A 23,699-nucleotide genomic window follows, 5' to 3' on the forward strand; every position below is an offset into this window, starting at 1 on the left:
GCGAGGACGCTAGTTTTCGCACTTCCTGCCGAACAACACCCCCAACTCCGCTTCACACATACGGGTGTCCGGCCGGCGATTCACCTGTGGTGGAGGAGGCGGTTGTGCTGTGCGGCATCGGGGCGTCCGGGGTGACCCGATGCTCAAGTGACGGAGACCCCCGCCGGGGACGGCTCTGGCTCGGGATGTGCACCGAGTCCGAGCCGTTCCCGCACGGCCAGGCTCAGCGCGTGCTTCGCACCCAGTGCGCGCGTCGCGTCCGGGAGCAGCTCGCGCCACCACCGGCGGGCCGAAGCCTCCCCGTGGACCGCCGCGATCCCCGCCGCGTACGCGAACCGCCCGCGCAGGGCCAGCGGGTCGTCCGGCCCGAAGAGGTCCAGCCGTGCCCGCACCGCCCCGTCCAGCAGCGGCAGCGCCTGCGCCGCCAGGCCCTGCTCGGCGAGGGCCAGGGCGTGCCGCAGCCGGGCGTCCACCACCAGCTCGTCCTCCCGGCCCCGTACGCGCTCCAGCTCCGGGGCGATCTCCTCCCACATGTGCAGTCCCCGCACCGGATCCAGCGCGGTGGTCGCCCGCGCGAGCAAGTACCCGCCGCGCAGCAGCAGCTCGGCGGCCTCCGCGCCCTGCGGCGCGTCCAGCGGCCCGGCCCCCGCCGCCAGTTCCGGCAGCAGTTCCGTCAGCAGGGCCACCGCCTCCGCGGGATCGCCCGCGCCCTCGGTGTGCTCGGCCAGCCGCAGCCGGGCCAGCAGGGTCACCGGATGCCCTTCGCCCAGCTCCTCGGCGCAGTCCCGGATCAGCACCCGCCACGCGGGCAGCGACTCCCGGGGGGTGCCGGCCTGCGCGATCCAGTCGGCGATCACGGTGCGGGCGGCGTACGCGTCCTCGCTGCGGGCGTCGAGCAGGTTCAGCAGGTTCGGTACGAGGACCCGCAGTCGGCCCGCCGCCTCCGGGTCCCCCGACAGGCGGTGGATGGCCCGGGCCAGCTCGCGGCGGGCGTCCGCGCCGAGCTCGCCGACCGTGCGCTGCTCGGCGTCGAGCAGCGGGATCAGGGTGCGCCACAGCTGGACCGCCCGGATGTACTCCCCGGCGCCGGCCAGCTGGGCGACGTGCTGGTAGCGGGTGTGCAGGGTCAGGCTGTCGGTCTCGCCGAGCACCCGGCGCAGGTCGCCGGTGATGTCGGCGTACAGCTCGGCGGCCTCGGCGACCGCTCCGGCCCCGGCCAGGTACCAGGGCAGCAGGCAGCGCGCGTACAGGGTGCGCCGGTCGTCGGGGCCGTACAGCTCGGCCATGAGCGGGACGAGCTCGCCGAGCAGGGTGGCCGCCTCGGCGACGAGCCCGTCGCGGGCGTAGGCGCAGGCTAGGTCGAAGCCGATCTCGACGGTGAGCGGGTCGTCCGGGCCGAGGAGCCGGATGGTCTCCGTGATCAGGTCGGCCAGCAGCAGCCGGGCGATGCCCGCGTCGTCCTCGCCGCGCGCCTCGGCACCCCGCTCGCGCAGCCCGGCCCGGATGCGCGCCGCGAACTCCTCGGCCGGGTCGGGGTCGGCGAACTCGCCCTCCAGGACCTCGTTCTCGTCCTCGTCCCCGCCGGCCACGTCGTCCACGCCGTCCGGGTCCCGCGGGGGAGCGGCCGCCGCGTCGGGCCGCGTCGGTTCGTACTCCCGCTGCCGCGGGAAGGCGAAGGGGGGCGGGTCGGCGGCGGGCCGGTGCGCCGCCGCCGCGAACTCCGCGGCCAGCCCCCGCAGCCGGTCCACCACCGCCCCGGCGTCCGCCGGCCGGTCCGCGGGATCCTTGGCCAGCAGCTCCATGACGAGCCGGTCCAGCCCCGGCGGCACCCCCGGGTGCAGCTCGCCGGGCGGCGGCGGGGTCTCGTGCACCTGCTGGTACATGACCTGGAGCAGCCCGCGCTCGGCGGTGAAGGGCGGTCGCCCGGTGAGCATCGTGTACAGCAGGCAGCCCAGCGCGTAGAGGTCCGTACGCCCGTCGACCGGTCCGGCGTTGCACTGCTCGGGCGCCATGTAGGCGGGGGTGCCGACCATCCGGGCACCGGTCAGCCGGGTGTGGTGGGTGTCGTTGTCCTCCAGGAAACGGGCGATGCCGAAGTCGAGGAGCTTCACCAGCCCGCCGTAGGTGATCATCACGTTGCCGGGCTTGAGGTCGCGGTGCACGACCCCCGCCTCCGGCCCGTGCGCCGACTCCAGGGCCAGGGCGATCTGCTCCGCCCAGGACAGGGCCTGCGGTACGGACGGCAGCGCGCGGGTCAGCTCCTCGGCGAGCGAGCGCCCGCGGACCAGCTCCATCACGATGTAGACGAGCGGTACGTCGTCCTGCTCGATGCTGTTGTAGTCGTACACGGCGACGATGTGCGGGTGCGCGAGCCGCCCCGCGGCCGTGGCCTCCCGTCCGAGCCGGGACACCAGCTCGGGCACCAGCGCCGGATCAGCCTCCTCACGGATCAGCTTGACGGCCACCTTGCGGCGGATCCGCCGGTCGATGCCCTCCCAGACCTCGCCCATGCCGCCCACGTCGAGGCGCCGGACCAGTTCATAGCGGGCATCCAATAAATCCCCGGCGTGCATGGATCCCCCGAACCCCTGTCCGATCTGCTGGTGCAGACAGTATCGGGATCGGCCCGGGCAGGAGGCGGGTCCCGGCAACCGCCGGTAACCTCCCCCTTTGCCCGGGAGGCGGTGCGGCAGGCGGTGCGGCAGGCGGTCCGGCCGGTGGTGCGGGCAGCGGTGACAGGCCGGTCCTGACCAGGATGGTCGCCCCGGACGGTAGCCTTGGCCCGTGCCCCGTCTCTCTGAAGTCATCGCCGCGCTGGACGCTCTCTGGCCCCCCTCGCGGGCCGAGCAGTGGGATGCCGTCGGCACCGTCTGCGGCGACCCCGATGCCGAGGTCTCCCGGGTGCTGTTCGCCGTGGACCCCGTACAGGAGATCGTCGACGAGGCGGTCAAGCTGGGCGCCGACCTGGTCGTCACCCACCACCCCCTCTACCTGCGCGGCACCACCACCGTCGAAGCCGGCACCTTCAAGGGCCGCGTCGTGCACACGCTGATCAAGAACGACATCGCGCTGCACGTGGCCCACACCAACGCCGACACCGCCGACCCCGGAGTCTCCGACGCCCTCGCCGGCGCCCTCGACCTGCGGATCACCGGCCCCCTCGTGCCCGACCCGACCGACCCCACCGGCCGCCGCGGCCTGGGCCGGCTCTGCGAACTGGACCACCCCGAGACCCTGCGCGAGTTCGCCGCGCGCGCCGCCGCCTGGCTGCCGCCGACCGCGCAGGGCATCCGCGTGGCGGGCGACCCGGACATGCTCATCCGTACCGTCGCGGTCAGCGGCGGCTCCGGCGACAGCCTCTTCGCGCAGGTCCGCGCCGCCGGCGTGGACGCGTACCTCACCGCCGACCTGCGCCACCACCCGGTGTCCGAGGCCCGCGAGCAGAGCCCGATCGCCCTCGTCGACGCCGCGCACTGGGCCACCGAGTGGCCCTGGTGCGAGCAGGCCGCCGCGCAACTCGACGCGATCTCCGAGCGCCACGGCTGGGGCCTGCGTACCCACGTCTCGCGCACGGTCACCGACCCCTGGACGGTGCACGCGCCGTCCGTCACCTCACCTTCTATCTCTGGAGCCCCCAACTGAACGCCGAGCCCGCCGACCAGATCCGACTCCTCGACGTCCAGGCCCTGGACGTCCGGCTGTCTCAGCTCGCCCACAAGCACAAGTCGCTGCCGGAGCACGCCGAGGTCGACTCGCTGACCAAGGACCTCAGCCAGCAGCGCGACCTGCTCGTCGCCGCGCAGACGCAGGCCAGCGACGCGGCCCGTGAGCAGACCAAGGCGGAGCAGGACGTGGACCAGGTGCGCCAGCGCGCCGCCCGCGACCAGGCGCGACTGGACTCCGGCGTGGGCGTCTCGGCCCGGGACCTGGCGAACCTGCAGAGCGAGGTCGTCTCCCTCGCCAAGCGGCAGGCCGACCTGGAGGACGTGGTCCTTGAGGTCATGGAGCGCCTGGAGGCCGCGCAGGAGCGCGTCACCGAGCTGACGGAGCGGGTCTCCGCGCTGGAGGCCAAGCTGACGGACGCCACCGCGCGCCGTGACGCCGCCACCGGTGAGCTCGACGCCGAGGGCGCCAAGGTCATCAAGGACCGCGAGGTCATCGTCGGCTCCATGCCGGCCGACCTGATGGCCCTGTACGAGAAGATCCGCGTCAAGCAGGGCGGGGTCGGCGCCGCGCGCCTGTACCAGCGCCGCTGCGAGGGCTGCCGGCTGGAGCTCGACATGGCCGAGGTCAACGAGATCAAGGCCGCCGCCCGTGACCAGATCGTCCGTCACGAGAACTGCGGCCGCATCCTGGTCCGTACGGCGGACTCGGGCATCTGATGTCGCCGATGTCGCCGATGCCGCGGTTTGTCGTGGAGGCGGACGGGGGCTCCCGGGGCAACCCGGGGCCTGCCGGCTACGGCTCGGTCGTCCTGGACCCGGCGACGGGGGAGACGCTGGCGGAGCGCGCCGAGTTCATCGGCGTCGCGACGAACAACGTGGCGGAGTACAAGGGGCTGATCGCCGGCCTCAAGGCGGCGCGCGAGCTGGCGCCGGACGCTCGGGTCCTCGTCCGCATGGACTCCAAGCTCGTCGTCGAGCAGATGTCGGGCCGCTGGAAGATCAAGCACCCCGACATGAAGCCGCTCGCGGCGGAGGCCGCGCGGATCCTGCCCGCCTCCCAGGTGACCTACGAGTGGATCCCGCGCGAGGAGAACAAGCACGCGGACCGGCTCGCCAACGAGGCGATGGACGCGGGCAAGCGCGGCAAGCAGTGGGAGCCGTCGGCCTCCACCGCCGCCCTCGACCACTCGGCGGCCCGTTCCCTGTCGACCCCACCCCCGTCCGGCCCGCCCGGCGACGCGGCGGCGGGAGCCGCGGCGGTCCGCGCGGCCCTTGCCTCCGGCGGGGGTACGAGTAGTGGTGCGGGCGCCCTCGGCTCCGGCGGCGCCACGCGCACCCGTGCCGCGGCGACCGCACCCGCACGCGGCGGCTCCGCCGAACCGGCGGGCGCCGACACGCTGTTCGGCGGAGCCGGGCCCGGGCCCGGGCACGCCACAGGCGGCGTCGGCACGCCTCCGGCCGGCACGGCCCAGGCCGCCTCCGGCGCGACCGCGGGCGGCACGGGCGGGACCGGCGGGGACGGTGCCCGCGGCACCGCCACCGGCACCGCCGGTTCCACCGGAACGGGCTGGGGCCCCGACATGGGGGCGCCCGCGACCTTCGTACTGCTGCGGCACGGTGAGACCGCGCTCACCCCGCAGAAGCGGTTCTCCGGGAGCGGGGGTACCGACCCCGAGCTGTCACCCGCCGGGAGGCGACAGGCGGCGGCCGTCGCCGAGGCCCTCGCCGCCCGCGGCACCGTGCAGGGCATCATCTGCTCTCCGCTGCGCCGCTGCCGCGAGACCGCGCAGGCGGTCGCCGACCGGCTCGGCCTCGACGTCACCGTCGAAGACGGCCTGCGCGAGGTGGACTTCGGGGCCTGGGAGGGCCTGACGTTCGCCGAGGTGCAGGAGCGCTTCCCGGAGGACCTCCAGGCCTGGCTGGACTCCCCGAAGGCCGCCCCCACCGGCGGCGGCGAGAGCTTCATGGCGGCCACCCGCCGGATATCCGCCACCCGGGACCGGCTGCTCGCCGCCCACGCGGGCCGTACGGTGCTGCTGGTCACGCACGTGACCCCGGTCAAGATCCTGGTCCGCCTGGCCCTGGGCGCCCCGCCGGAGGCCCTGTTCCGCATGGAACTCTCCGCGGCCTCCCTCTCGGCGGTGGCCTACTACGCCGACGGCAACGCCTCGGTCCGGCTGCTGAACGACACCTCGCACCTGCGGTAGCCGCTGCCCGCGCCGAAAGGCCCCCGCCCCCGTCACCGGTGTTCCGGAGGCGGGGGCGACGGCGTTCACCGTGCCGGCATCAGGGTGCGGACTTGAGATGGCCGAGGGCCTCCACGGACCGGCCCAGGGCGCGCGCCATGTTGCGGGCGTCGGCCTGGGCGGACCGGACCTTGTCGCTCGCCTCCCGCGCGTACTGGCCGGGGAGCCTTCGCTCTCCGTCCGCGGTGGCCCAGTCGTCGTCGCTCCGGTCGATCTGCCGTGCCAGGTGGCCCAGCGCGTCTTCGAGGTGGCGTGCGAGGTCGAGCAGGCTCCCGGTCAGGGAAGCGATGTCGGCGGGGTTCGCGTGAGCGTCGCGGGAGGCGGATGTCGCTTCGGCGAGGTCACGTATGAGCGCGGCGGCGGCGGCCGCGGCGGGGTGATCGGTCATGAGTGCGAGCGTGCCTCATGACGCGCCCCCGCGAGGGGTGTTCGCGGTACCTCGAACGGAGTGGGACGGGCAGACGAGCCGGCCTGTACGCCGGGTTCTTGAGTCGCCCCCGCTTTGACCTGCGCAAACGGGAAGCGGACCGGGTGTGACCTGCAAGGACAGGCCACAGGGGCGCACGGAGGATCACGGAGGTTCACACCCCCGAATGCCCCCGAACGCCCCGGGGTTGTAGCTCACGCGGAAGGCGATGGGACACCCCGTTTCGGGCAAACGAAAAGGCCCCTGTCTGTACGCGGAAGCCTTGGCGCCGACCACCAGGGTGAACTCCCCGGGTCCACCCCGGCTACGACGGTCATCGCTGCGCCCGCCGACAGGCCGGTGCCGCGTCCACCACCTGGGTCCGGAAACGGGAGCGGCCCCCACGCAGAAATGCGATGGGTCGCCGGCAAGCTCACCGGCCGGCAGGCGGGAGCACGCCCTTCTTCCGGGCCTCCGCGATCCACCGGCCGGCGGTCGCTTCCGACTTCGCCCACCGGGTGGCGATGGCACGCCGCGGTGGGATGTTGCGCTCGGTCGCCCACCGGTAGACCTCGGCGACCTTGGCGAGGTGCTCGTCGGCGCCGCCGTACGGGCGGCCCTCGGCGGCTGGTGCGGGCTGAACCTGACCGGCGATTTCGGCCGTCCGGGCTTCGGCGGCAACCCGGAGCAGCCGGTCCAGGGGGAGCCGGCGCAGCCACGTCGCGGTCACCGGCTGATCGTTCGGAGCCTTGACGTAGAACCCGTTCGGCTTCGAACCGCCCGTAGGGAAGCCGATGATGAAGCTGTGGCCCTCGAAGCCGGGGAAGTCCTCCACCGTGACCCCGCTCCCACTGTTCTTGACCTTCACGCCTCACCTCTCACCACAGATTTGATCGCCTGTCTGTCTCAGGCGCGTGCAACTTTGACGCAGGTATGTCAACATGATGCCGCCCCTGCCGCATTGCGCCGCACCGCATGACCTGGGGAAACCATCCTTTTCACAAGGACCCCGCATGTCCGAGTACCCGCCGCAGCCCTCGCAGTACCCCGCCCCCAAGCAGGGCATGTCCACCGGCAAGAAGATTGCGCTCGGTTGCAGCATCCCTGTTCTGGGTCTCGTCCTGCTGGCCGCTTGCGGCGCCATGATCGGACCGGCCGACAAGAAGGACGAGAAGCCCGAGACCAAGCCCGCCGCCGCGAAGCCGACCCGCGCCGCGCCGACACCGTCCGGTGGCGACATCCCCGCCTGGGTGACCGCGATGGAGGGCGCCGGAGTCAAGTTCGAGGACAAGGGCGCGACGTTCACCGCCCGGCGGCCCCGAGGCCTTCAAGGACTGGAAGGGCACGAACCACCGCGCCAGCGAGCCCGGCCTCTACCTCAAGGCCACAGCGGGCACCTACGCCAGTGACGGAGCGATCCGCACCGTCCGCTGCAAGGCCCAGGAAGCCACCGGCGAGGAACAGGTGGTGGTGACCTTTTTCAAGACCTGCGTCACCTCCCTCGCCCTCCCTGGCCTGGACCCCGCCCAGGTGACCGCGTTCATCGACCAGAACGCCCCCGGGAAGCTCGCGTCCTCGTCCGGCACCAACCCCGCCATCCTCGAAGCCGGGGGCGTGCACATCCGCATCAGCGACGACGCCCAGACCGGCGCAGCCGAACTCGCCGTCGAGCACTGACCCCTACTCAGGAGCACACCCCATGACGACACCCCCGCCTTACGGGAACTCGTACCCGCCCCAGCAGCCCCACGGCCAGCAGCAACCGCCCCCGTACGGCTACGCTCCGCAACAGCACTACGGGCAGCAGTCCGCGCCCCCGCCCCCGCCATACGGCTACCCGCCGCAGCAGGTCCACGTCGCCAATCAGCACACCCGCACGATGCACGGGCCCGGCTGCCTGATGACCTGCGTCCACGCCACCATGACCCTGATGACGTTCGGGCTGTGGTACCCGATCTGGCGCCGCGCCAAGCGAACCTCGCGCCACTACTGACCCCGGCGACAGCCGACTCGCCCACCCGGAGCCCCCGCCCCCGAACTCACGACCCGGCGGGGGCCTTCACCAACAACTTGGAGTTCCCCGCCATGTCCATGTCCACGCCGCCCAGCCCGGACCACATGCCGCCACAGCCCCCGCAGCCGCCCGCGTACGGCTACCCGCACCCTGGATCGCCTGCCGATCCGGCATGGCCGGCACCCGCACCGCAGCCCCGAAAGTGGTCCACCTCGGCGAAGGTCGTCACCGGCGTTGCCGCGCTCGCGCTGGTCGTCGGGGGCACCGCCCTCACCACCTTGGCCCTCACCAACAACCCCGAAACCACCACCACGGGCAGCGACAAGGCGAGCGCACCCACCGACTACCGGGCCGACAACCTGAGCGCCGACGAGAAGGCGTTCTTCGAGGTCATGTTCAACGAGTCCCGCAACAAGGACGAGCTGTCCAAGAAGACGGCCGCGGAGATAGCTCAGATGGTCACTTTGACCCGCCTGGCATGCGCGCTGCCCGAGGACGAGCGGGCCGACGCCCTCGCGAAGGACAAGCCCCCCACCAACTCCGACACGATCAACAAGGCGTTCAAGGACCACCTGTGCAAGGGGGTCCCGGCGCCCCTGGAGACGCCGGCCGAGCCCACCAAGGAAGACCCGTCGCAGGGCCACACCGGTGACGTGGTCATCACCAAGGCCGGGAACAAGCCGGAATACGGCATCAAGAAGTACGAGGCCAACTACAAGATCACCAACTCCGGCACCCAGGCCGCCAGCTACTGGATCAAGTTCGAGGCATACGACAAGGACGGCGACTTCCTCGGAGAAAGCCACGCGTCGGCCAAGCGCCTCGGAGTCGGCAAGTCCGAGACCGGCGACGTCACCTTCTACGACCACACCATCAAGGAGCAGGACCCCGCCGTCATCGCCTCCGTGAAGGTCAAGGAAGTCACGTACTGCGACGGGACCTCCACCAACTACATGTGCGCCTCGTTCAACAACTGACCACCCAGCGCCGGCCGATCGACCCGCCAGACGTTCCACCCGTACTGGCGGGAGGCGGTGGAGAAGGCCGGGGTGGACCCGGACGCGCGGTTCCACGACCTCAAGGGGTTCTACACCCGCGCGCTCGCCACGTCCGGCAACCACGACCCCAAGACCGTCCCGCGCCTGAGCCGTCACGCCCGGTTCGAAGAGACCTGGGACACCTACGCCGAGACCGGCGCGGGGGCGGAGGAGGTGAAGGTCACCGCGTTCTCGTCGGCGTTCACCATCACGGGTGACGCAGACACCGCCGCGGCGTCCGGGTAGCTGCCCAACTCCCGGGATGGGGGAGCCAATCACCGGCTGCGTATGGCAGCATGCTCTTCGTCATTGCCTAGCTGAACGCGTCCGGCAGCGGTGACACGGACCAGATGGTAAATGGGCCGCGTCGCACGTACCGGAGACGCTCCCGAAATGCCCCCGCCGTGCCGGGAAGAGTGGGATCCCCGCTCTGACCAGGGCCAAAGCGGGGACGGCAGACGAGCCGGCCTGTACGCCGGGTTCTGTCGCCCGGTGACCTCGCGGTCGCCGGGGAGACGGCCATCCATCTAGGACCGGCGTTGCCGCCGGCCTCGTGCGGTCTACCCGCGAACTCGGGCGGGCAGCCCTCAAGCGTTCGCGCAGACCCGTCCGAAGACGGATCCTCTTGACCTTGCTCCAGGTGGGGTTTACCTAGCCGCCTGGGTCGCCCCAGGCGCTGGTGGTCTCTTACACCACCGTTTCACCCTTACCGAAGGCCGAAGCCCCCGGCGGTCTGTTTTCTGTGGCACTGTCCCGCGGGTCACCCCGGGTGGGCGTTACCCACCACCCTGCCCTGTGGAGCCCGGACGTTCCTCGGCGGGATCCGAGGATCCCGACGCGGCCGCCCGGCCGACTCGTCTGCCGTGGTGGCCATGTTACCTGCGGCGAGGGTCGCGCTTGACCTTGACGCAGCGGCAGGGTTTCTACTGGGGCCATGCGGATCGGAGAGATCGCCGCGCTCGTCGGGGTCACCACCCGGGCGATCCGGCACTACCACCATGTCGGGCTGCTTCCGGAACCGGAGCGGCGCCCCAACGGATACCGGGCCTACGGCGTCCGCGACGCCGTCCTGCTGGCCCGCGTACGCAGGCTCACCGAGCTCGGGCTGAGCCTCGACGAGGTGCGGGACGTACTCGTGGACGACGCCGGGCGCGAACTGGCCGAGGTACTGGAGGAACTGGACGCCGACCTGGCCCGGCAGCAGGCCGAGCTCGCCGAGCGCCGGCGGCGGCTCGCCGTGCTGCTGGCCGCCGGGCCAGGGGACGCCGAGCCGCTGTCGCCAGCGCTTGCCGCGCTGCTGGCGAAGGCTCCCGAGACCGCCTCGCGGGCGGCGGCCATGGACCGCGAGCACCTGGAGCTCCTCGACTCCTCGGGCGCCGGCGGCGAGGCGCTGTACGCCGCGCTCGGACCGCTCGCCGCCGATCCCGCCGTGCTCCGGCTGTACGAGCGGCTGGACGAGCTGGCCGAGGCCCCGGCCGACGATCCCCGGATCCCGGGGCTGGCGGCGGAGTTCGTGGCGGCGGTGCCCGACGAGGTGTTCGCGGCGGTGCGCGGCGACGGGGCGGTCGTGGCCGGGTTCAAGGAGGCGCTGCTCGCCGAGTACGCGCCCGCGCAGGCGGAGGTCGTCCTGCGGGTGATGGAGGCGTTCATGGAGAGGGGGAGGGGATGAGTGGGATGAGTGGGATGGGTGGGATGAGTGGGATGAGTGGGGTGGGTGCGGTGAGTGGGGTGAGTGCGGTGAGTGCGGTCAGGGGGATGCGCGCCGCCCGGATCGCCGTCACCGCCGTGGTTCCGGCGGAGCTGTTGCTCGTCGTGTGCCTGGTCGCCGGGGTGCGGCTGCCGGGGTGGGCCCTGGTCGTCGCCGAGGGGCTGGTGCTCGGGGTGCTGCTGCTGGAGGCCCGGGTGCTCGGCCGGCTGTACGCGGACCGGCGCGCCCGCGGTGCGCGGCGCGGGGAGGCCGCGCGGGAGGCCGTGCGGGCCGTCGTACCCGTGCAGGTGCGCCGGCTGCTGGTGCACGAGCTGCGGGCCACGGCCTCGCTCGGGTGGTGGGCGCTGCGGCGCAAGCACGGGGTGCGGGCCGGGGACCTCGCCGCCGGGTACACGGGCCCGCAGACCGCGATGATGTACGGGATGCTCTTCGTGTCGGTGATCGAGACCGTCGCGCTGGCCTTCCTGATCCCCTGGCCGGCGGTGCACCGAGTGGTGCTCGTCCTCGACGTCTACGGGGTCCTGATCGTGCTCGCCCTGCACGCCGCCTGTGTCGTCCGGCCGCACGTGGTCCGCTCCGACGGGTCCCTGCGGATCCGCTACGGCGCCCTGTTCGACCTCGTCGTGCCGCCGGACGCGGTGGCCTCCGTACGGGTGGACCGCCGCTACCCGGAGGGCCGGCTGGTCACCGTCTCCGAGGACGGGGTGCTCGACCTGATCGTCGGCAGCCAGACCACGGTGACCCTGGAGCTGACCCGGCCCCTCCCCTTCACCCGCCCGCTGGGCGCCCGGGGAGAGGCGCGCGTCGTGCGCTTCCACGCCGACGACCCGGCGGCGCTGGTCGCGGCCCTGAAAGAAGCGAAGGCCGTTACGCCGTAGCGAAGAGGATCTTCGCCGTCCCCGGGTCCGCCTGTGTGAGGCGGACCCGGACGCGTTCGCCCAGCGGGAGCTCCTCCCGCGCGGACTCGACGCGGCCGACCACCGCCGGCTCCTCCAGGTGGACCGTTCCCACCAGCGGCTCCCGGTCCTTGACGTCGATCACCGTGGCCTCGAAGGTCTCCCCGACGCGGTCCTTGAGCACGGCGGCCTCGACGAGGTCCACCGACTCCCGCTCGGCGGTGTTCGCCAGCCGGGTGCCGTCCGCCATCCGGTCGGGGAGCTCCGCGAGCGCGTCCACCGCCCACTGCGGGGGCTCGGCCCCGGCCACCGCCGCCACGCACAGCTCGCCGGAGTACCGGTCGGCGAGTCGGCGCAGCGGGGCGGTGCAGTGTGCGTACGGGGCCGCAACCGCGGAGTGGATCGCCGGGTCCGGGGTCTCGCCGCCGGTGAAGACCGTGTAGCCCGCGCCGCGCAGCAGGGCGGTGCACTCCTGGAGGAACGCGGCGTGGGCGGGGCGGTGCGGATCGAGGGAGCGGACGAGTTCCGCGTACGGGACGTGGTGCGGCCAGTCGATCCGCAGGGCCTTCGCGGCGCGCCGCAGTTTGCCGACGGCGCCGTCGGGGGCGTTCGGCAGGGTGCGCAGGATGCCGGTGCCGGCGGCCAGCATCAGGTCGGCCGCGGCCATGCCGGTCATGAGGGAGATCTGCGCGTTCCAGCCGTCCGCGGGCAGCGGGGCGCGGTAGGTCAGGGCGTACGAGTCGTCCCGTACGACGATCTCCTGCTCGGGCACGTTGAGGGAGATGCCGCCGCGCTCCCGCTCCAGGGCCTCGCGGAGCCGGCCGATGTCCTTGAGGAGGGCGAGCGGTTCCTCGGCCGTGCCGGAGTCGATGGCCTTCTGGACGCCGTCGTAGTCGAGTTTGGCCCGGCTGCGGACCAGGGCGCGGCGCACGTCGGCGGTCTCGACCCGGCCGTCGGCGTCCAGGTCGAGCTGCCACAGCAGGGCCGGGCAGGTCTGGTCGGGCAGCAGGCTGGCCGCGCCCTCCGAGAGGACGGCCGGGTGCAGCGGGACCTTCCCGTCGGGGAAGTAGAGGGTGGTGACCCGGCGGTGGGCCTCGGCGTCGAGGGTGCCGCCCGGGGTGACGAAGGCGGCGACGTCGGCGATGGCGTAGTGGACGCGGTAGCCGCCGCCGGATCGTTTCGCCAGGTGCACGGCCTGGTCGAGGTCGACCGAGGTCGGCGGGTCGATGGTGAAGAAGGGGATGTCGGTGCTGTCGAGCTCGGGGAGGCGCGGGTGCGCGGCCGCGTGCTCGGCCTCGGCGAGGACCGCCGCCGGGAACTCCCCGGGCACCTCCAGCTTCGTCCGCAGTTCACGCAGCGCGGCCCGCAGGGCAGCCCCGTCTGCGCCGGTCATGTGCATCTGACGGCGTGGCATGGGTCGAGCCTAGGCCCTGGCCGGGCGGTTTGCGCGGTTCAGGGGGTTTCGTCGGTTGGGTCCGTGGAGGTCGAGCGGGGTCGGCGAGCCGTCTACCCTGGCTCGGGGGCCGCATCCCCTGCGTCGTGCCGTACTGAAGGAGAACCACCGTGCTCGTGCTGCTGCCGCCGTCCGAAGGAAAGGCCGCCGGCGGCTCCGGCGCACCCCTGAAGCCGGAGGCGCTGTCGCTGCCCGGGCTGGCCCCGGCCCGCGCGGCGGTGCTGGAGGAGCTGGTCGAGCTGTGCGGGGCCGACGAGCTCAAGGCGCGCGAGGTACTGGGCCTGAGCGAGGGCCTGCGGGGCGAGGTGGCGAAGAACCTGGAACTCCGCTCGGCGGCGGCCCGCCCGGCGGGGGAGATCTACACGGGCGTGCTGTACGACGCGCTGGGCCTGGCCGACCTCCCGGCGGAGGCGCGGAAGCTCGCCGAGCGCTCGCTGCTGGTCTTCTCGGGGCTGTGGGGCGCGGTACGGATCACCGACCGCATCCCGTCGTACCGCTGCTCGATGGGCGTGAAGCTGCCGGGGCTGGGGGCGCTGGGCGCGTACTGGCGGGCGCCGATGGCGGAGGTCATGCCGGAGGCCGCAGGGGAGGGGCTGGTGCTGGACCTGCGGTCGGCGGCGTACGGGACGGCGTGGAAGCCGAAGGGTGAGGTCGCGGGGCGGACGGCGACCGTGCGGGTGCTGCACTCGCAGATGGTGGACGGCGTGGAGAAGCGGTCCGTGGTGAGCCACTTCAACAAGGCGACGAAGGGGCGGCTGGTCCGTGACCTGCTGCTCGCGGGCATCGCCCCCACGTCCCCGGCCGAACTGGTCACGTCCCTCCGGGACCTGGGCTACGTGGTCGAGGCGGAGGCCCCCGCGAAGCCGGCCAAGGCGTGGGCGCTGGACGTGGTGGTGACCCAGATCCACCACTGACCTCCCGGTGGGGCGGGGTGGTTCGGGGTGCGCCCGGCTCGCGGGTGCGGCTCGAGGATCCGGGGCCCTGCCCCAGACCCCGCGCCTCAATCGCCGGCGGGGCTGAAGGTGCCGCTGCGCGGCACCCTGGGCTCCGCCCAGACCCGCTCCTCAAGCGCCGGAGGGGCTGGATTTCGTCCGGCGTGAGCTTGCACGTGCACGCAGCCCAACCGTCGCTCGAGCGGGCCGGATTGCCCGAAGGGCAATTCCAGCCCCTCCGGCGTTTGAGGAGCGGGGTACGGGGCGGAGCCCCGGATCTTTGAGCCGCGCCGGCGATTGAGGCGCGGGCTCGGGCGGACCCGGAGGCCCGCGCAGCGGCACGGCGGCGCGGCGGCTAGGGGGTGGCGCCCGCGCGGGCGGAGGCGTCTTCCTGGGCCAGGCGGCGAAGGGCCGCGAACATCGTGTCGCCCACGACCGTGCCCACCGCCACCGACTCGACGAGGTCCTCGCGGCCGGAAGCCCGGGACGCGAACGCCATGTCCGCCGCCGCCACCCGCTCCGCGGCGTCGGCGTACGTCTCGAGCACCTCCTCGAAGCGCCCGTGTCCCGTCCGGGACAGCGCCGCCAAGGCCGAGGCGAGGGCCTCCCCGGCCCGGCAGCCCGGGTTCACCGCCCAGCCGCGGTCCGCGACCAGCCGGGCCACCTTCGTCCGGGCCAGGGCCGTTTCCGCGTCGGACTCGTCGCGGCCCGTGGACGGGACCAGCTGATCCGCCACCGTGCCGAGCAGCTTGTGGACCGGCTTGTCCTTGTCGTCCACCGCGGTGATCACCTCGCGGATGGCGGCCACGGAGAGCCCGCCCACCTCCAGGAGGGCGCGGATCAGCCGCAGTCTGCGCTCGTGGGAGTCCTCGTAGCTGGCCTGGTTGGGGCTGCTGAGCTCACCGGGCGGGAGCAGCCCCTCCCGCACGTAGTACTTGATCGTCGGTACCGGGACCCCGGTCCGTGAGCTCAGCTCTCCGATGCGCATGCCCGCGTCCGTTCCTCGATCTCGGTCTTCGTGCTCTTGTTTTCCGCCGCCCTCATCATAGATAGTGGCACTACCGGATAGCGGCAAGTGTCACTATCCATATCCCGTCTTGGAGGTCTCGATGGAGTTCTCGTCCTTACGCACGTGGCACCGCCCGCTGGTGGTCTTCGCCGGTGCGATGGTGTTCTGGGCCGCCGGCTCCGCGGTCGGACTCTTCCTCGACGACCGGATGCTCGTCGGCGCCCCGATCTGGGCCAAGCCGTTCAAGTTCTCGGTGTCGTTCGTCGGTTACGCACTGAGCCTGGCCTGGATGATCTCCCTGCTCGGCCGCGCCCGGCCCCGCCTGCACCGGCCGGCCTGGTGGGCGGGCACGGTGGTGGTCGCCACGAGCGTCATGGAGATGGCGCTGATCACCCTTCAGACGTTCCGTGGCCGGCAGATGCACTTCAACCACACCACGCCGCTCGACTCGGAGTTGTACAACGCCATGGCCCTGACCGTGGTGGTGCTGTGGACGGCCACCCTCGTGATCGCCGTCCTGCTCTTCCGGGCCCCGCTCGCCGACCGCGCCACCACCTGGGCGATCCGGATCTCCGCGGTCCTCGCGCTGGCCGGTGCCGGACTGGGCTTCCTGATGACGCAGCCCACGCCCGAGCAGCGGGCGGCGGCCGGTGACGGCGAGGCCCCGCTGGTCGGCGCGCACAGCGTGGGCGTGCCCGACGGCGGCCCGGGCATGCCGCTGACCGGCTGGTCCACCACCGGCGGCGACCTGCGCATCCCGCACTTCGTCGGCATGCACGCCATGCAGCTGCTGCCGCTGTTCGTGCTCGTCCTGGCCGCCCTCGCCGCGCGCTACGCCCGGCTGCGCGAGGAGCGGGTGCGGCTGAGGGTGACCCTGGTGGCCGGAGGTACGTACGCGGCCGTGGTGGCCCTGCTGACCTGGCAGGCGCTGCGCGGCCAGCCGCTGACCTCCCCGGACGCGACGACGCTGGGCGCGGGCGCGCTGGTCCTGGCGGCCGCGGGCCTCGGGACGCTGCTCGCGCTCAGGCCGGGACGCCGGCCCGCGCTGGTGACGGCGGCCTGAAACAGGCCCTAGCGGCCCAGGGGCCAGGCCACCGCGGCCGGGGCGTGGTCGGTGGTGCCCGCGTACTGGGCGCAGGCGTCGGTCAGGGTTTCCAGCAGGGTGAGCGGGTCCGGGAGCGGGTGCTCCATGTCGCGGATCCAGGTCACCGCGTGCTCACCGGGGAGGGCCGCCGGGGGAACCAGGACGTAGCTGCCGCGGCAGTGCCAGCGCAGGCCGGGGTGCTCGTCCATCGTCTCGGGGTGGCAGTCCAGTTCGCAGGGCCACCACTCGTCCTCGTCCTCGGGGGTGCCGCGGGTGGCGGTGAAGAAGAGCATGCGGGCCTGGTCGCCGGTGCCGCCGGACTCGGCGACGGGGCCGACCTCGATGCCGGCCTCCAGCAGGCGGGTCAGGGCGTCGGTGCCGGCTTCCAGCGGGACGTCCAGTACGTCGTGGACCATGCCGGTCGCCGTGACGAAGTTGGCCTCGGGCTGGTTGCGGGCCCAGCGTTCGACCTGGGCGCGGTCGGTGGTCGACTGGGACTGCCAGGCGAAGGAGAGCGGATGTCGGGCCGGCGTGGGACAGCCGATGCGGTCGCACGAACATCGGTGGTCGGTCGGATGGGCGGCGGGGGCGAGCGGCAGACCGGCGGCGGCGACCGACAGGAGGAGCGCTTCGCGCTCGCGTCCGGGGTCCTCTTCGGCGGGTTTCCGGCGCCGCAGCAGCCACTGGGAAAACCTGCTCAGCTCGCCGCGCGTGACGCGGCCGGACTCAGACCCCATCTATCCCCTCACCAAACCTTGCCCCGGCAGACCCTGGCACCCTGGCAGACCCTCACATGGTCCCACCATCCTGCGCCCCCGGTGACCGCTCTTGACGACCGGGGGGTTGGGGATGAGCGACCGGCAACCCTCACATAACCACACAATCAGGACGTATGTTCGCCGAGTGTTCGCAATTCAACGGGTGTTCGGGGGGTCTTCGGCGGGTCTTCAGCCGGCGGTGACGTTGGCCACCCCGCCCAGAACCCGGTCCACCAGCGCGTCCGTGTAAGCGTGCGTCAGCGGCGCCGTGCGCAGCAGCCAGCGGTACGTGAGCGGCCCCAGCAGCATCTCCACCGTCAGCCGCAGATCCGTGTCCGGGGCGAGCTGCCCGGCCTCCCGGGCGGTGCGCAACCGGGCTTCGTAGAGGGCGAGCTGCGGCTCCAGCAGCCGCTCGGTGAACTGCGCGCCGAGCTCGGGATCGGTGGCCCCGGCGGCCGTCAGGGCGCGCGCGGGGGCTTCGTACTTCTCGTCGGCGAACTCGTCGACCGTCGCCCGCAGGACGAACTTGAGGTCGGCGGCGAGGTCCCCGGTGTCCGGGAAGCCGGTCCACTCGGCCTCCGTCTCCGCGTCCCCGGAGAGGGCGAGCGAGGCGTCCAGGAGGACGGCCGCCTTCGACGGCCACCAGCGGTAGATGGTCTGCTTGCCGACTCCGGCGCGGGCGGCGATGGCCTCGATGGTCAGCTTGTTGTAACCGACCTCCCCGACGAGGGCGAGCGAGGCGTCGAGGATGGCCTGCCGGGAGCGGTCGCTGCGGCGGGTGGCGTCAGGAGTCTTGGTCATGGCTCGAAACTACCAACCGAGACGTCTCGTCTTCTGCTTGCCCGGTAAACCACCCAATCAGTTCACTGCGGTGTCCAGCTTGAGGAGAGACGATTCTCTCCACACTCGTCGCACGTCGACGTCGTAAGTCGTGAGGAGCCTTCTTTGCGCAGAGACGCCACACCCCGGCGCTACCTGATGTGCCCACCGGCACACTTCAAGGTCACGTACTCCATCAACCCGTGGATGGATCCCACGAAACCGGTGGACCTGCCCCTCGCACTCGCCCAGTGGGAGGGCCTGAGGGACCGCTACCGCGCCCTCGGACACACCGTCGAGACCCTCGTGCCCGACCCAGGGCTGCCGGACATGGTCTTCGCGGCCAACGGAGCCCTGGTGGTCGACGGCCGGGTGCTCGGCGCCCGGTTCGCCTACCCGGAACGCAGCGCCGAGGCCGAGATCCACCTCGGGTGGTTCCGGGAGCACGGCTTCCGGGACATCCACGAGCCGTCCCACGTCAACGAGGGCGAGGGCGACTTCGCCGTCACCGCCACCTACATCCTGGCGGGCCGGGGCTTCCGCTCCAGCCCGCTCTCGCACGACGAGGCGCAGGAGTTCTTCGGGCGCCCGGTCATCGGCCTCGACCTGGTGGACCCGCGGTTCTACCACCTGGACACGGCGCTCAGCGTCCTCGACGGCGACGAGATCATGTACCACCCGGCGGCCTTCTCGCCGGGCAGTCAGGGCGTACTGCGCCGGCTCTTCCCCGACGCGCTGATCGCCGACGCGGCGGACGCGGCGGCGCTCGGCCTGAACGCGGTCTCGGACGGCCGGCACGTGCTGCTCCCCCAGGAGGCGACGGGCCTGTTCGCACCGCTGCGGGACCGGGGCTTCGAGCCGGTTCCGATGGATCTGGGGGAGCTGCTCAAGGGCGGCGGCAGCGTGAAGTGCTGTACGCAGGAGCTGCGGGCCTAGTCCGTGGCCTCGGGGGAGGGCGGGGGCCAGGCGTGGCCCCAGCCGGCGTCCCGGGCGGCCTTGTAGAGGTCGCCCTGGCGCTTGGTCACGTTGACCTTGGCCAGGCCCTCGCTCTCCGGGCCGCACAGCTCCAGCAGGACCAGCCCCTTCCGGATCTGCGGCTTCCGCGTGATCCGGGAGGTGGCCGGCTCCGTCGGGAAACGGGTCGCGGCGACGTAGCTGAACTTCTCGTCCTCGTACGGCAGCGAGCCGCCCTTGACCTGGCGGTGCAGCGAGGAACGGCTGACCCGCGCCGAGAAGTGGCACCAGTCCTGGCCTACCTCGATCGGGCAGGTGCCGTCGTGCGGGCAGGGCGCGGCGACGCGCAGCCCCGCCGCGATCAGCTGGTCGCGGGCCTCGCGGATGCGGAGGTAGCCCTCCGGAGTGCCCGGCTCGATCAGGACCACGGCCTGACCGGCCCGGGCCGCCTCCGCGACGACCGCGGTGCGGGCCTGCGGGGTGAGCTCGCCCAGGACGTAGGAGACCGTCACGAGATCGGCGTCGGGGAGCGCGATCCCGGAGCCGATGACGGCCCGCCGCCAGTCCGCTGCGCGGAGCGCGGGGGAGGGGGAGGCCGCCGCGAGCTCCTTGCCGAGCTTGAGGGCCGGCTCCGCCCAGTCCAGGACCGTGGTCTCGCGGGGGCCGTCCCAGGTGGCGTCCACCGCCCAGGTCGCTGCGCCCGTGCCGCCGCCGACGTCCACGTGGGAGCCGGGGGCCCAGCCGGGGGCCGCCTCCGCGAGGCCGTCGAGGGCGGACCGTACGGCCTCGAAGGTGGCCGGCATCCGGTACGCCGCGTACGCCGCCACGTCGGAGCGGTCGCGCAGCACGGGCGCGTCGGTCGGGGTCTGCCCCCGGTAGCTGGCGATGAGCCGCTCGACGGCGGCGGAGGCCTGCTTCGGCGGGAGCCCGTCGAGCAGCCGGCCGAGCGCGCTGCGGAGGGTCTCGGCGGTGGTGGGGGTGGAGGCGGCGTTCACCTGGGAAGTTTACGGCGCCGCTCGCCCTCCCGGGCCTTTGCCCTCCCGGGCCGGGGGGCGGGGTGAAACTCAGCCCGTCCGGCGTTTGAGGATTGGGGTCCCCCCGGACGGAGTCTGGTGGGGGCACCTCCCAGCGGTAGCTGGGGGAGAGGGTCCGGGGCGGAGCCCCGGGTCTTTGAGCCGCGGCGGAGCCCCGGGTCTTTGAGCGGCGCCGGCGATTGAGGTGCGGGTCCGGGGCGGAGCCCGGTTTCGGGAAGGGGCGGGGTGGGGGAACGGCTCCGCGCAGCGGCCCGGCCGCGCCGCCGCCGGCGGGGTCGGCGGGGGTCGGGGGGTTCCGCCGGGGCCGGGCGCGCGCCGGGGCGTCTCCTCGGGCGTCGAACGGTTCGAGGGGTCGGTGGGCCGAGCCGTGGTTGCGTTCGACGCCCTGCGGGGACGCCCCGACACACACCCGACCCCGTCGGAACGGGTGGGCGGCCCCGGCTGAACCGCGCGGTACGGCTAGGCGGTGGCCTCGCGGGACTGCCACGGCCGGCACAGGGTCAGGAAGCAGCCCACCGAGAGGACCGCGCAGACCAGCTGGACCAGGGCCATCGGGACGGCCGTGTCCTCGCCCGCGATGCCGACCAGCGGGGAGGCGATCGCGCCGACCAGGAAGGACGAGGTGCCGATCAGGGCCGAGGCCGAGCCCGCCGCGTGCGGGGTCCGCATCAGGGCCTGGGCGTTGGTGTTGGGCAGGACCACACCCATCGCCGACATCAGGACGAAGAGGGCGGCGGAGATCGGGGCCAGCCCGACCTCTCCGAACACTCCGGTCGACATGAGGAGGAGCGATGTCGCGGCGATCGTGACCACTGCCAGGCCTACGGCCAGCACCTTGTCCAGGCTGACCCGGCCGACCAGCAGCTTGCCGTTGATCTGGCCGACGGCGATCAGGCCGACGGAGTTGAGGCCGAAGAGGAGGCTGAAGGTCTGGGGCGAGGCTCCGTAGATCGCCTGCACCACGAAGGGCGAGGCGGCGATGTACGAGAAGAGGACGGCGAAGGCGAAGCCGCCGGTGAGGGTGTAGCCGGTGAAGACGCGGTCGCCGAGCAGGCCCCGCATGGTCCGCAGCGCCGAGCCGACGCCCCCGGTGTGCCGGCGCTCGGGCGGGAGGGTCTCGTCCAGCTTGCGCCAGACCATCAGGGTGAGGACGAGGCCCACGGCGGTGAGGACGACGAACACCCCGCGCCAGTCGGAGAAGCGCAGGACCTGGCCGCCGATGAGCGGGGCGATGATCGGGGCGGACCCGGATATGAGCATCAGCGTGGAGAAGAACTTCGCCATCTCGACGCCGTCGTACAGGTCGCGTACGACGGCCCGTGCGATGACGATCGCGGCCGCCCCGGCCAGGCCCTGGAGGAGGCGGAAGGCGATCAGGAGTTCGGCGGAGGGGGCGAGGGCGCAGATCGCTGTGGCCAGGACGTAGACGACCATGCCGATGAGCAGCGGCCTGCGGCGGCCCCACTTGTCGCTCATCGGGCCGATGACGAGCTGGCCCAGCGCCATGCCGGCGAGGCAGGCGGTCAGGGTGAGCTGGATGGTCGCGGCCGGGCTGCGCAGGGCGGTGGTGACCTCCGGCAGGGCCGGGAGGTACATGTCCATGGACAGCGGGGGGAGGGCGGTGAGCCCGCCGAGTATGAACGTCACCAGCAGTCCGGTACGGCGTGCGGCCGTCAGGGGTGTGGTGGCGGGGGCGGTGGTGGGGAGCGATTCGGGCGACGCGGCGCCCGGCGGGGCCGTCGAGGGGCCTCTCTCCGACATACGGAAACTCCAGTCCTCTTGTCTGCTTTTCGCACCCCTGACCGACCCATGCTCTCAGCTATCGGAACGTCCCGGGGTCCGAGCCCGGTGTGACGTACCCTGCGGCCCCATGAACGCAAGTGCCAAGAAGATCGCAGTGGTGACCGGCGCCGGCTCCGGGATCGGCCGCTCCGTGGCTCTGACCCTGGCTGCGGCCGGTTGGGCCGTGGCAGTGGCGGGCCGCCGCACCGAGCCGCTGGAGGAGACCGCGAAGGCGGCCGGCGAGGACGCCGACGTGCTGTGCGTACGGGCCGACGTGAGCGACCCGGACGACGTGACTGCGCTGTTCGAGTCGGTTCGCGAGCGGTACGGGCGACTGGACCTGCTGTTCAACAACGCGGGCACCTTCGGTCCCGGCGGGGTGCCGCTGGAGGACATCTCCTACGAGGCGTGGCGCTCGGTCGTGGACGTCAACCTGACCGGCGCCTTCCTGTGCGCGCAGGCCGCCTTCCGCCAGATGAAGGAACAGGACCCGCAGGGCGGCCGGATCATCAACAACGGCTCCATCTCCGCGCACGTACCGCGCCCGAACTCCATCGCCTACACCGCGACCAAGCACGCGATGACCGGCATGACGAAGTCCCTGTCGCTCGACGGGCGTCCGTACCGCATCGCGTGCGGGCAGATCGACATCGGCAACGCGGCGACCGAGATGACCGAGCGGATGCAGACCGGGATCCTCCAGGCCAACGGACAGCTGGCCGTCGAGCCGGTGATGGACGCCGCCGACGTGGCGCGCACCGTACTGCACATGGCGGAGCTGCCGCTGGAGGCGAACGTGCAGTTCGCGACGGTGATGGCGACGACGATGCCGTACATCGGGCGGGGCTGAACAACCTCGTTGCGACCGCGGGGGCCGCAACCGATCATGACCGCATGAACCATGTTGAGGTACTGCACTACACCGCCTTCTCCCACGACCCGGAAGGCGGCAACCCCGCCGGAGTCGTCCTCGACGCCGCCGGGCTCGACGATGCCGCCATGCTGGAGATCGCCGCCAAGCTGGGTTACAGCGAGACGGCCTTCCTGACCGCCCCGCCCGAGGGGTTCGGCGGTGAGCCCGGCCGCGCCTTCACCGTGCGCTACTTCAGCCCGCAAGTGGAGGTGCCGTTCTGCGGGCACGCCACGGTGGCCACCGCCGTGGCGCTCGGGGAGCGCATCGGCCCCGGCGAGCTGCTCCTCGCCACCCGGGCGGGGACCGTCCCGGTGACGGTGACCGCGTCGGGCGAGGGCGGCGGCCTGCGGGCCACGCTGACCAGCGTCGAGCCGCACGTCGAGGAGATCGGCGCGGCCGACCTCGCGGAGGCACTGGCCGCACTGGACTGGCCGGAAGCGGACCTGGACCCGGCGTTCCCGCCGCGCATCGCCTACGCCGGAGCCCGCCACCTGGTGCTCGGCGCCGCCACCCGGGCCCGGCTCGCGGACCTCGCGTACGACTTCGCCCGGCTGGAGGCCCTGATGCGGCGCCTCGACCTCGTCACGGTCCAGCTGGTGCACCGGGCGGGCCCGGCGGAGTTCCACGTACGCGACCCCTTCCCGGTCGGCGGCGTCGTCGAGGACCCCGCCACGGGGGCCGCCGCGGCCGCCTTCGGCGCGTACGCCCGCGAGCTGGGCCTGGTCCCGGCGGACGCCGTGCTCACCCTCCACCAGGGCGAGGACATGGGCCGCCCGGGAACGCTCACGGTGGAACTGCGCGCGGGGGACCCCCGGGTCCGCGTGGGCGGCGAGGGCGCGCGTATCGCGTGAGCGCGTACACCGGGGCATGGATCCCCTGCGGCGCCGCTCCTGGGGCTCCGCCCCAGACCCTCTCCCCCAGCTACCGCTGGGAGGTGCCCCCACCAGACTCCGTCCGGGGGGACCCCCACGCCTCACACGCCGGCGAGG

Annotated in this window: 23 protein-coding genes, 1 other RNA gene and 1 pseudogene; 15 read left to right on the plus strand and 10 right to left on the minus strand. The window is 72.9% G+C overall.

Annotated elements, in window-relative coordinates:
* Positions 1 to 143: 143 nt before the first annotated feature.
* The gene (locus OG625_RS27100) at positions 144 to 2,573 is read right to left on the minus strand and encodes a serine/threonine-protein kinase (RefSeq protein WP_329386176.1); all 2,430 of its coding nucleotides are present in this window, start codon (positions 2,571 to 2,573) and stop codon (positions 144 to 146) included.
* 211 nt (positions 2,574 to 2,784) lie between these two features.
* Between OG625_RS27100 and OG625_RS27105 the strand changes: the two genes are divergently transcribed.
* Genes OG625_RS27105 through OG625_RS27115 form a run of 3 tightly spaced genes read left to right on the plus strand, consistent with a single transcriptional unit; the run spans position 2,785 to position 5,872 of the window.
* Positions 2,785 to 3,642 carry a Nif3-like dinuclear metal center hexameric protein gene (locus OG625_RS27105; RefSeq protein ID WP_329386178.1) on the plus strand — a complete coding sequence of 286 codons (858 nt, stop codon included), beginning with the start codon at positions 2,785 to 2,787 and terminating at the stop codon, positions 3,640 to 3,642.
* Complete coding sequence (locus OG625_RS27110; protein ID WP_329390986.1) at positions 3,639 to 4,382, plus strand: zinc ribbon domain-containing protein; 744 nt, start codon at positions 3,639 to 3,641, stop codon at positions 4,380 to 4,382. The genes OG625_RS27105 and OG625_RS27110 overlap by 4 nt, the downstream gene beginning before the upstream one ends.
* 17 nt (positions 4,383 to 4,399) lie before the next feature.
* The gene (locus tag OG625_RS27115) at positions 4,400 to 5,872 is read left to right on the plus strand and encodes a bifunctional RNase H/acid phosphatase (protein WP_329386180.1); all 1,473 of its coding nucleotides are present in this window, start codon (positions 4,400 to 4,402) and stop codon (positions 5,870 to 5,872) included.
* A gap of 79 nt (positions 5,873 to 5,951) precedes the next feature.
* Here OG625_RS27115 and OG625_RS27120 read toward each other — a convergent pair whose 3' ends face one another.
* Complete coding sequence (locus OG625_RS27120) at positions 5,952 to 6,299, minus strand: hypothetical protein (RefSeq protein WP_329386182.1); 348 nt, start codon at positions 6,297 to 6,299, stop codon at positions 5,952 to 5,954.
* Positions 6,300 to 6,750: 451 nt separating this feature from the next.
* A complete protein-coding gene (locus tag OG625_RS27125) occupies positions 6,751 to 7,185 on the minus strand; it encodes a hypothetical protein (protein WP_329386184.1) in 435 nt (144 codons plus the stop codon).
* 145 nt (positions 7,186 to 7,330) lie between these two features.
* On the opposite strand from OG625_RS27125, the gene OG625_RS27130 reads away from it, so the two are divergent.
* The 5 genes from OG625_RS27130 (at position 7,331) to OG625_RS27150 (ending at position 9,614) form a co-directional block, all read left to right on the plus strand.
* Entirely contained in the window at positions 7,331 to 7,726 is a 396-nt protein-coding gene (locus OG625_RS27130) for a hypothetical protein (RefSeq protein WP_329386186.1), read from the plus strand.
* A gap of 61 nt (positions 7,727 to 7,787) precedes the next feature.
* A complete protein-coding gene (locus OG625_RS27135) occupies positions 7,788 to 7,994 on the plus strand; it encodes a hypothetical protein (RefSeq protein WP_329386188.1) in 207 nt (68 codons plus the stop codon).
* A gap of 22 nt (positions 7,995 to 8,016) precedes the next feature.
* On the plus strand, positions 8,017 to 8,310 hold the full coding sequence (locus tag OG625_RS27140; protein WP_329386190.1) for a hypothetical protein: 294 nt from the start codon (positions 8,017 to 8,019) through the stop codon (positions 8,308 to 8,310).
* 92 nt (positions 8,311 to 8,402) lie between these two features.
* A complete protein-coding gene (locus OG625_RS27145) occupies positions 8,403 to 9,308 on the plus strand; it encodes a hypothetical protein (protein WP_329386192.1) in 906 nt (301 codons plus the stop codon).
* Between the two features lie 57 nt (positions 9,309 to 9,365).
* Entirely contained in the window at positions 9,366 to 9,614 is a 249-nt protein-coding gene (locus tag OG625_RS27150) for a hypothetical protein (protein WP_329386194.1), read from the plus strand.
* 209 nt (positions 9,615 to 9,823) lie between these two features.
* Here OG625_RS27150 and rnpB read toward each other — a convergent pair.
* An RNA gene (gene rnpB / locus OG625_RS27155) (RNase P RNA component class A) lies at positions 9,824 to 10,225 on the minus strand.
* A 77-nt stretch (positions 10,226 to 10,302) separates the two neighbouring features.
* Between rnpB and OG625_RS27160 the strand changes: the two genes are divergently transcribed.
* The gene (locus OG625_RS27160) at positions 10,303 to 11,037 is read left to right on the plus strand and encodes a MerR family transcriptional regulator (protein WP_329386196.1); all 735 of its coding nucleotides are present in this window, start codon (positions 10,303 to 10,305) and stop codon (positions 11,035 to 11,037) included.
* A 68-nt stretch (positions 11,038 to 11,105) separates the two neighbouring features.
* Complete coding sequence (locus OG625_RS27165; protein WP_329386198.1) at positions 11,106 to 11,954, plus strand: hypothetical protein; 849 nt, start codon at positions 11,106 to 11,108, stop codon at positions 11,952 to 11,954.
* Here OG625_RS27165 and OG625_RS27170 read toward each other — a convergent pair.
* Entirely contained in the window at positions 11,944 to 13,386 is a 1,443-nt protein-coding gene (locus OG625_RS27170; protein WP_329386200.1) for an RNB domain-containing ribonuclease, read from the minus strand. The genes OG625_RS27165 and OG625_RS27170 overlap by 11 nt on opposite strands.
* A gap of 149 nt (positions 13,387 to 13,535) precedes the next feature.
* Between OG625_RS27170 and yaaA the strand changes: the two genes are divergently transcribed.
* A complete protein-coding gene (gene yaaA / locus OG625_RS27175; protein ID WP_329386202.1) occupies positions 13,536 to 14,339 on the plus strand; it encodes a peroxide stress protein YaaA in 804 nt (267 codons plus the stop codon).
* Positions 14,340 to 14,712: 373 nt separating this feature from the next.
* Here the strand turns inward: yaaA and OG625_RS27180 are convergent, their stop codons facing one another.
* Positions 14,713 to 15,345: a MerR family transcriptional regulator gene (locus OG625_RS27180; RefSeq protein ID WP_329386204.1), complete on the minus strand. Its 633-nt coding sequence runs from the start codon at positions 15,343 to 15,345 to the stop codon at positions 14,713 to 14,715.
* 121 nt (positions 15,346 to 15,466) lie between these two features.
* Here OG625_RS27180 and OG625_RS27185 point away from each other — a divergent pair, with 121 nt between their 5' ends.
* Complete coding sequence (locus tag OG625_RS27185; RefSeq protein WP_329386207.1) at positions 15,467 to 16,429, plus strand: hypothetical protein; 963 nt, start codon at positions 15,467 to 15,469, stop codon at positions 16,427 to 16,429.
* 8 nt (positions 16,430 to 16,437) lie between these two features.
* Here OG625_RS27185 and OG625_RS27190 read toward each other — a convergent pair whose 3' ends face one another.
* Positions 16,438 to 17,187: a bifunctional DNA primase/polymerase gene (locus OG625_RS27190; protein WP_329386209.1), complete on the minus strand. Its 750-nt coding sequence runs from the start codon at positions 17,185 to 17,187 to the stop codon at positions 16,438 to 16,440.
* Positions 17,188 to 17,397: 210 nt separating this feature from the next.
* On the minus strand, positions 17,398 to 18,009 hold the full coding sequence (locus OG625_RS27195) for a TetR/AcrR family transcriptional regulator (RefSeq protein ID WP_329386211.1): 612 nt from the start codon (positions 18,007 to 18,009) through the stop codon (positions 17,398 to 17,400).
* A gap of 129 nt (positions 18,010 to 18,138) precedes the next feature.
* Here OG625_RS27195 and ddaH point away from each other — a divergent pair.
* A pseudogene (gene ddaH, locus OG625_RS27200) lies at positions 18,139 to 18,963 on the plus strand (dimethylargininase); the annotation flags it as partial.
* Here ddaH and OG625_RS27205 read toward each other — a convergent pair.
* Positions 18,960 to 19,976 (minus strand): small ribosomal subunit Rsm22 family protein, encoded by a 1,017-nt coding sequence (locus OG625_RS27205; protein WP_329386215.1) that lies wholly within the window; start codon positions 19,974 to 19,976, stop codon positions 18,960 to 18,962. The pseudogene ddaH and the gene OG625_RS27205 overlap by 4 nt on opposite strands.
* 498 nt (positions 19,977 to 20,474) lie before the next feature.
* Positions 20,475 to 21,776, minus strand: coding sequence for a Bcr/CflA family multidrug efflux MFS transporter (locus OG625_RS27210; RefSeq protein ID WP_443067781.1), 1,302 nt, complete (start codon positions 21,774 to 21,776; stop codon positions 20,475 to 20,477).
* A gap of 109 nt (positions 21,777 to 21,885) precedes the next feature.
* Between OG625_RS27210 and OG625_RS27215 the strand changes: the two genes are divergently transcribed.
* Both OG625_RS27215 and OG625_RS27220 read left to right on the plus strand, forming a co-directional pair.
* Positions 21,886 to 22,647 (plus strand): SDR family oxidoreductase, encoded by a 762-nt coding sequence (locus OG625_RS27215; protein ID WP_329386218.1) that lies wholly within the window; start codon positions 21,886 to 21,888, stop codon positions 22,645 to 22,647.
* Between the two features lie 44 nt (positions 22,648 to 22,691).
* Positions 22,692 to 23,561 (plus strand): PhzF family phenazine biosynthesis protein, encoded by an 870-nt coding sequence (locus OG625_RS27220; RefSeq protein ID WP_329386220.1) that lies wholly within the window; start codon positions 22,692 to 22,694, stop codon positions 23,559 to 23,561.
* Positions 23,562 to 23,699: the final 138 nt, after the last annotated feature.

It is taken from the genome of Streptomyces sp. NBC_01351 (assembly GCF_036237315.1).
Lineage (GTDB): Bacteria > Actinomycetota > Actinomycetes > Streptomycetales > Streptomycetaceae > Streptomyces.

What these genes read in the sequence shown, in the direction of transcription:
- OG625_RS27220 (WP_329386220.1), top strand. Translation starts at nt 22,692, where the DNA reads ATGAACCATGTTGAGGTACTGCACTACACCGCCTTCTCCCACGACCCG.
- OG625_RS27195 (WP_329386211.1), bottom strand. Translation starts at nt 18,009, where the DNA reads ATGACCAAGACTCCTGACGCCACCCGCCGCAGCGACCGCTCCCGGCAG.
- OG625_RS27170 (WP_329386200.1), bottom strand. Translation starts at nt 13,386, where the DNA reads ATGCCACGCCGTCAGATGCACATGACCGGCGCAGACGGGGCTGCCCTG.
- OG625_RS27130 (WP_329386186.1), top strand. Translation starts at nt 7,331, where the DNA reads ATGTCCGAGTACCCGCCGCAGCCCTCGCAGTACCCCGCCCCCAAGCAG.
- OG625_RS27180 (WP_329386204.1), bottom strand. Translation starts at nt 15,345, where the DNA reads ATGCGCATCGGAGAGCTGAGCTCACGGACCGGGGTCCCGGTACCGACG.
- OG625_RS27140 (WP_329386190.1), top strand. Translation starts at nt 8,017, where the DNA reads ATGACGACACCCCCGCCTTACGGGAACTCGTACCCGCCCCAGCAGCCC.
- OG625_RS27100 (WP_329386176.1), bottom strand. Translation starts at nt 2,573, where the DNA reads ATGCACGCCGGGGATTTATTGGATGCCCGCTATGAACTGGTCCGGCGC.
- OG625_RS27160 (WP_329386196.1), top strand. Translation starts at nt 10,303, where the DNA reads ATGCGGATCGGAGAGATCGCCGCGCTCGTCGGGGTCACCACCCGGGCG.
- OG625_RS27145 (WP_329386192.1), top strand. Translation starts at nt 8,403, where the DNA reads ATGTCCATGTCCACGCCGCCCAGCCCGGACCACATGCCGCCACAGCCC.
- OG625_RS27210 (WP_443067781.1), bottom strand. Translation starts at nt 21,776, where the DNA reads ATGTCGGAGAGAGGCCCCTCGACGGCCCCGCCGGGCGCCGCGTCGCCC.
- OG625_RS27120 (WP_329386182.1), bottom strand. Translation starts at nt 6,299, where the DNA reads ATGACCGATCACCCCGCCGCGGCCGCCGCCGCCGCGCTCATACGTGAC.
- OG625_RS27115 (WP_329386180.1), top strand. Translation starts at nt 4,400, where the DNA reads ATGCCGCGGTTTGTCGTGGAGGCGGACGGGGGCTCCCGGGGCAACCCG.
- OG625_RS27215 (WP_329386218.1), top strand. Translation starts at nt 21,886, where the DNA reads ATGAACGCAAGTGCCAAGAAGATCGCAGTGGTGACCGGCGCCGGCTCC.
- OG625_RS27185 (WP_329386207.1), top strand. Translation starts at nt 15,467, where the DNA reads ATGGAGTTCTCGTCCTTACGCACGTGGCACCGCCCGCTGGTGGTCTTC.
- OG625_RS27190 (WP_329386209.1), bottom strand. Translation starts at nt 17,187, where the DNA reads ATGGGGTCTGAGTCCGGCCGCGTCACGCGCGGCGAGCTGAGCAGGTTT.